This window comes from Streptomyces sp. LS1784, from assembly GCF_020103755.1.
GTDB lineage: Bacteria > Actinomycetota > Actinomycetes > Streptomycetales > Streptomycetaceae > Kitasatospora.
Genome location: NZ_JAHSQD010000539.1, coordinates 1 through 5,597, shown reverse-complemented (window position 1 = coordinate 5,597; position 5,597 = coordinate 1). Strand labels below are relative to the sequence as shown.

The window sequence follows — 5,597 nt, the reverse complement described above, 5'->3', positions numbered from 1 at the left end:
CACCGGCGGGCGGGACGCGCTCGCCCTCTCGCAGCGCGCGGCCGCCCTGTTCGCGGCGCAGGGCACGGCGAGCGTGGTGCTGGACTGCGAGTCCGGCCCGGTCCGCCTGGGCCTGGCCCGTACGCTGGCCGGGCTGCTCGGCGGCACCACCGTCAGCCTGGACGAGCTGCGCGCCGAGGGCGTGGCCTCGCTCGTCCGCGAGAACCGTCCCACGACCGTCCGCGAGAACCGTGCGACCACCATGCGAAAGGCGGCCTGACCCATGCCCAAGGGTGTCCCCGAGAGCGTTCCCGACGACGGACTGACGACCCGTCAGCGCCGCGCGCTGCCGATCACCGCCGTGCACACCGGCCCGGGCAAGGGCAAGTCCACGGCCGCGTTCGGCATGGCGCTGCGGGCCTGGAACCAGGGCTGGCCGGTCGGGGTGTTCCAGTTCGTGAAGTCCGCCAAGTGGAAGGTCGGCGAGGAGAACGCGCTGCGCGTGCTCGGCGCCTCCGGCGAGGGCGGCACCGTCGACTGGCACAAGATGGGCTCCGGCTGGTCCTGGATCCAGCGCTCCGCCGAGCAGGAGATGTCCAGCGAGGAGGCGGCCAAGGAGGGCTGGGAGCAGGTCAAGCGGGACCTCGCGGCCGAGACCTACCGCTTCTACGTGCTGGACGAGTTCACCTACCCGATGCACTGGGGGTGGGTCGACCCGGACGAGGTGGTGGCCGTGCTCAGGGACCGCCCGGGCAGCCAGCACGTCGTCATCACCGGCCGGTACGCGCCCGAGGCGCTGACCGGATTCGCCGACCTGGTCACCGAGATGACCAAGGTCAAGCACCCCATGGACGCCGGCCGCAAGGGCCAGCGCGGTATCGAGTGGTGAGCCTGCGCACGTGAACATCCCCCGCCTCGTCGTCGCCGCGCCCTCCTCGGGCGCCGGCAAGACCACCGTCGCCACCGGCCTGATCGCGGCGCTCGCCGCCCGCGGGCTGGCGGTGTCGCCGCACAAGGTCGGCCCGGACTACATCGACCCGGGCTACCACGCGCTCGCCGCCGGACGCCCGGGCCGCAACCTGGACGCCTTCATGTGCGGTCCGGAGCGGATCGCACCGCTGTTCCTGCACGGCGCGGCGGGGGCGGACGTCGCGGTGGTCGAGGGCGTCATGGGGCTGTTCGACGGGGCTTCCGGGCGCGGGGAGCTGGCGTCCACGGCGCACGTCGCCAAGCTGTTGCGGGCGCCGGTGGTACTGGTGGTGGACGGCTCCTCGCAGTCCCGCTCGGTGGCCGCGCTGGTGCACGGCTTCGCCTCCTGGGACCCGCAGGTGCGGCTCGCCGGGGTGATCCTCAACCGGGTCGCCTCCGACCGGCACGAGCAGCTCCTGCGCGAGGCGCTGGAGGAGGGCTCCGGCGTACCGGTGCTGGGCGCGCTGCGCCGCTCCGCTGCGGTCGCCACACCGTCCCGCCACCTCGGGCTGATCCCGGCGGTGGAGCGCTCGACGGAGGCTCTCAAGGCGGTCGCCGACATGGGTGAACTGGTGGCCTCCTCGGTCGACTTGGACGCCCTGCTCGAACTCGCCCGGACGGCACCGGAGCTGGATGCCGAGCCGTGGGACCCGTCGGCCGAGGTCACCCCGGTGGCCGGCCGGCCGCGGATCGCGGTGGCGGGCGGCGCGGCCTTCTCGTTCTCGTACGCCGAGAACGCCGAACTGCTCGGCGCAGCGGGCGCGGAGGTGGTCCCGTTCGACCCGCTGCACGCCTCGGCACTGCCCGAGGGCGCGGCCGGCCTGGTGATCGGCGGCGGCTTCCCGGAGCTGTACGTCCGCGAGCTGAGCGGCAACGCCCCGCTGCGCGCCACCATCGCCGCGTTCGCCGCCGCGGGCGGGCCGATCGCCGCCGAGTGCGCCGGGCTGCTCTACCTGGGCCGGGAGCTGGACGGCCTGCCGATGTGCGGCGTGCTGGCCACCGACGCCCGGATGACCGAACGGCTCACCCTCGGCTACCGGGAGGCGGTCGCCCTGCACGACTCCCCGCTGGCCCCGGCCGGCACCAGGCTGCGCGGCCACGAGTTCCACCGCACGGTCTGCGACCCCGGCGCGAGCGAACTCCCCGCCTGGGGCTGGCGCCTCCCGACCGGTCCCCGCACCGAGGGCTTCGCGGGCGGCAACGTGCACGCCTCCTACCTGCACCTGCACTGGGCGGGCGCGCCGACGCTGGCGTCCTCCTTCACGGCCGCGGCGGCGACCTTCGCAGCGGGGGCGGGGGCAGCGGGGACCGCGTAGTTCACGGCTTCGGCCTCGGCGCTCTCGGCTCCGGCCTTGAGGCTCTCGGTCTCGGCGGCGACCCTCCCGGGAAACACCGCGACGCCGCCGGGTGTCCGGCTCCAAGCTCCGTGCATGCATGTGATCGTCCTCAACGGCGGGTCCAGCTCCGGCAAGTCGAGCATCGCCCGGTGCCTGCAGGAGCTGCTGCCGGAGCCTTGGCTGCACATCGGGGCCGACACCATGGTCGACGCGCTGCCGCCGTCGCTGCGCGGTGGCGGTGAGGGGATCGGCGGGCTGGAGGACGGGGACGGCACGGTCGAGGTCGGTCCGGTCTTCGCCGCGCTGGACGCCGCCTGGACGATCGGGGTGGCGGCGATGGCCCGGGCCGGGGCCCGGATCGTGGTGGACGAGGTGTTCCTCGGAGGCGCCTCTTCGCAGGCCCGGTGGCGGGCGGCGCTGGAGGGTCTGGACGTGCTCTGGGTCGGGGTGCACTGCGATCCGGCGGTGGCCGCGGAGCGGGAGGCCGCGCGCGGCGACCGGGTGGCCGGGATGGCCGCCGCGCAGGCGGAAGCGGTGCACCAGGGGGTCGCGTACGACCTGGTGGTGGACAGCTCGCGGGCGGCCGCGGCGGACTGCGCCAGGGCCATTACCGCGCGGGTGCCGGCCGACGGCTCGTCGGGCGTCCAGGCGGGCGCCCAGGCGGGCGTCCGGACCGATGTGCAGGCCGACGTGCAGGCCGACGCGGCCTCGTAGGCCCGCGGACTACTCGCGGTCGAGCAGCGCGGCGAGGTAGCGTGCCACCTCGTCGCGCAGCTCCTCGGGCGCCGGGATGTGCCAGTGCCCACTGCCCGCCGTCGCGTTGAACAGCACTCCGTCGCACCAGCGGATCAGACGGCGGGCATCGGCCGTCGGGTCCGCCGAGCCGCACTGCGCGAGCAGCACGGCGGCGATGTCGGCGAAGCGCCCGCCCAAGCGGTCGTAGACGGCACGCAGTTCGGGCCGCCGGGTGGCCTCCAGGGCCAGTTCCAGGCGGGCCAGGGTGAGCCGGCGGCCGCTGGTGAGCGCCTGGTGCAGCAGGTCGGCGCCGACCCGGACGAGCAGGTCCCGCGCGGAGGCGGGGCTGGGCGGCGCCGCGGCGGGGGGCTCCACGGTGAGGAACGGGTAGTCCTCGGTCTCCCGCTCGACGATCCGGGTGAGTGCGAGTTCGAGCAGGGCGGCCCTGGTCCGGGCGAGGTTGGACGTCGAGCCGGCGGGCAGGCCGGCCTCCTCGTCCACGGCGCGGTGGGTCAGCCCGCGCAGGCCGCGCTCGGCGATCAGGGCGATGGCGGCGTCGGCGATCAGGGTCGGGCGCGGGGGCGTCATGGGTCCGATCATGGCCTTTCCCCTCGGGCGATCCCAATTTACTACAGCGGTAGTGTCCAGCCAACTACATCTGTAGTACGGTGCTGGCAGGCGCACACTACGGATGTAGTGCAAGGAGAGGAGTCCCCTCATGGACAGCCCACAGGGCAGGCAGCAAGCGATCGTCATCGGCGGCGGCATCGGCGGACTCACCGCCGCCCTCGCCCTCCATCGGCAGGGCGTCCCGGTACGCGTCCACGAGCGCGCCGACTCCCTCGAACCCGTCGGCGCCGGGCTCGCCCTGGCCCCCAACGCCCTGCGCTCCCTCGACCGGCTCGGCGTCGGCGAGCGCCTGCGCGCCCTCGCCACCCCGCACCCCGCCGTCGGCCTGCGCCACCCCTCCGGCCGCTGGCTCGCCCGCACCAGCACCTCGGTCTTCGAGGCCTACTTCGGCGACACCATCGCCGCCGTCGCCCGCGCCGACGTCATCGCCGCCCTGGTCGACGCGCTCCCGGAGGGCACCGTCCGCACCGGCTCGCCCGCGACCCTCGTCACCCCCGGCAGCGCCACCGAGCCCGCCGTCGTCCGCACCCCCGACGGGGAGCGGACGGCCGGCCTGGTCGTCGCCGCCGACGGCATCCGCTCCGCGGCCCGGGGCCTGCTCTTCCCCCGGCACCCCGGACCCCGCTACAGCGGTTTCACCACCTGGCGCGCCGTCGTCACCCCCGACCGCCGCCCGGCCGCCGTCGGCGAGGTGTGGGGCCGCGGGCAGCTCGCCGGAACCGTCCCGCTCGCCGACGGCCGGGTCTACGTCTACGGCGCCGCCCTCGCCCCGGCCGGCGAGCGGGCCGCCGACGGGGACGAGCGGGCCGAACTCCTGCGCCGGTACGGCGACTGGTGCGCCCCCGTACCGCAGCTGTTCGCCCTGGCCGAGCCCGAGCGCGTCCTGCGCCACGACGTCTGGGACCTCGCCGACCCGCTGCCCGCCCACCACCACGGCCGGGTCGCCCTTCTCGGCGACGCCGCCCACGCGATGTGCCCCTTCCAGGGCCAGGGCGCCTGCCAGGCCATCGAGGACGCCCTCGTCCTCGCCTCCCTGCTCACCCCCGACACCGACCCGGCCGCCGCCCTGCCCGCCTACACCGCCGCCCGGCTCCCCCGCACCACCGCCGTCGTCGCCGGCTCCCGCCGCATCGGCGGCCTCGTCGCCCTCCGCTCCCCCGTCTCCACCGGCCTGCGCACCGCCGCCCTCACCCTCGCCGGCCTCCTCCCCGCCCGCGCCCTGCTGAGCCGCTCGGCCCCGACGTACAACTGGCAGCCGCCGGCCCTGGGCGGGGCGGGGTGAGGAGACCTGCCGTCCGCCGAGCAGGCGCACCACGGCGGTCCGGCCGCGGGGGCTACGCGCCGGCATCGTTCGGATGCCTGGGCAAGGCGTGGACGAAGTGAACGGTACGGGCCGCCTCATCCACCACGTTCCGCACGTCAATCGCCGTTCGGCCGCCGGGCTGCCGGTGTCGGTGGGGGTTGCGATGATGCGCGCCATGAGTGACGCCGGCCGTCGGGCCATCGCCGAGTACTGGGACGCGGCCGCTGCGGCCTTCGACGAGGAGCCCGACCACGGGTTGCGGGAGGAACCGGTGCGGGCGGCGTGGCTGCGGCGGGTACGGGGCTGGGTGCCGGGCGGAGCGGCGGATGTGCTGGACGTCGGGTGCGGCACCGGGTCGCTGTCGCTGCTGCTCGCGGCGGACGGGCACCGGGTGACGGGGCTGGACCTGGCGCCGCGGATGGTCGGGCGGGCCAGGGCGAAGCTGGTCGCGGCGGGGCTGACGGCGCGGTTCCTGGTGGCAGACGCGAGCGCACCGCCGGTCGGGGACGGGAGCTTCGACGTGCTGCTGTCGCGCCACCTGCTCTGGACGCTCCCCGAGCCCGAGCGGGCGCTGCGCGCCTGGGTGCGGCTGCTGCGGCCCGGCGGCCGGCTCGTCCTGGTCGAGGGCCGCTGGCGCGAGGCCG

Annotated in this window: 5 protein-coding genes and 2 pseudogenes; 6 read left to right on the top strand and 1 reads right to left on the bottom strand. The window is 75.9% G+C overall.

Annotation, left to right across the window (positions count from 1 at the left end; translation table 11 throughout):
• From KS423_RS37085 to cpt, 4 genes and pseudogenes are all read left to right on the top strand, one after another.
• Positions 1–259: pseudogene (locus KS423_RS37085) on the top strand (magnesium chelatase); the annotation flags it as partial.
• 3 nt (positions 260–262) lie between these two features.
• On the top strand, positions 263–868 hold the full coding sequence (gene cobO, locus KS423_RS37080) for a cob(I)yrinic acid a,c-diamide adenosyltransferase (protein ID WP_224284138.1): 606 nt from the start codon (positions 263–265) through the stop codon (positions 866–868).
• A gap of 10 nt (positions 869–878) precedes the next feature.
• Positions 879–2,264, top strand: a complete 1,386-nt coding sequence (locus KS423_RS37075) for a cobyrinate a,c-diamide synthase (RefSeq protein ID WP_224284137.1) — start codon at positions 879–881, stop codon at positions 2,262–2,264.
• Between the two features lie 114 nt (positions 2,265–2,378).
• A pseudogene (gene cpt, locus KS423_RS37070) lies at positions 2,379–2,906 on the top strand (chloramphenicol phosphotransferase CPT); the annotation flags it as partial.
• 102 nt (positions 2,907–3,008) lie between these two features.
• Here the strand turns inward: cpt and KS423_RS37065 are convergent.
• Positions 3,009–3,608, bottom strand: a complete 600-nt coding sequence (locus tag KS423_RS37065) for a TetR/AcrR family transcriptional regulator (RefSeq protein ID WP_224284136.1) — start codon at positions 3,606–3,608, stop codon at positions 3,009–3,011.
• Positions 3,609–3,738: 130 nt separating this feature from the next.
• On the opposite strand from KS423_RS37065, the gene KS423_RS37060 reads away from it, so the two are divergent.
• Positions 3,739–4,932: an FAD-dependent monooxygenase gene (locus KS423_RS37060; RefSeq protein ID WP_224284135.1), complete on the top strand. Its 1,194-nt coding sequence runs from the start codon at positions 3,739–3,741 to the stop codon at positions 4,930–4,932.
• Between the two features lie 196 nt (positions 4,933–5,128).
• Positions 5,129–5,597, top strand: a 469-nt coding sequence (locus KS423_RS37055) for a class I SAM-dependent methyltransferase (protein ID WP_224284134.1), incomplete at its 3' end; no start/stop codon positions are given.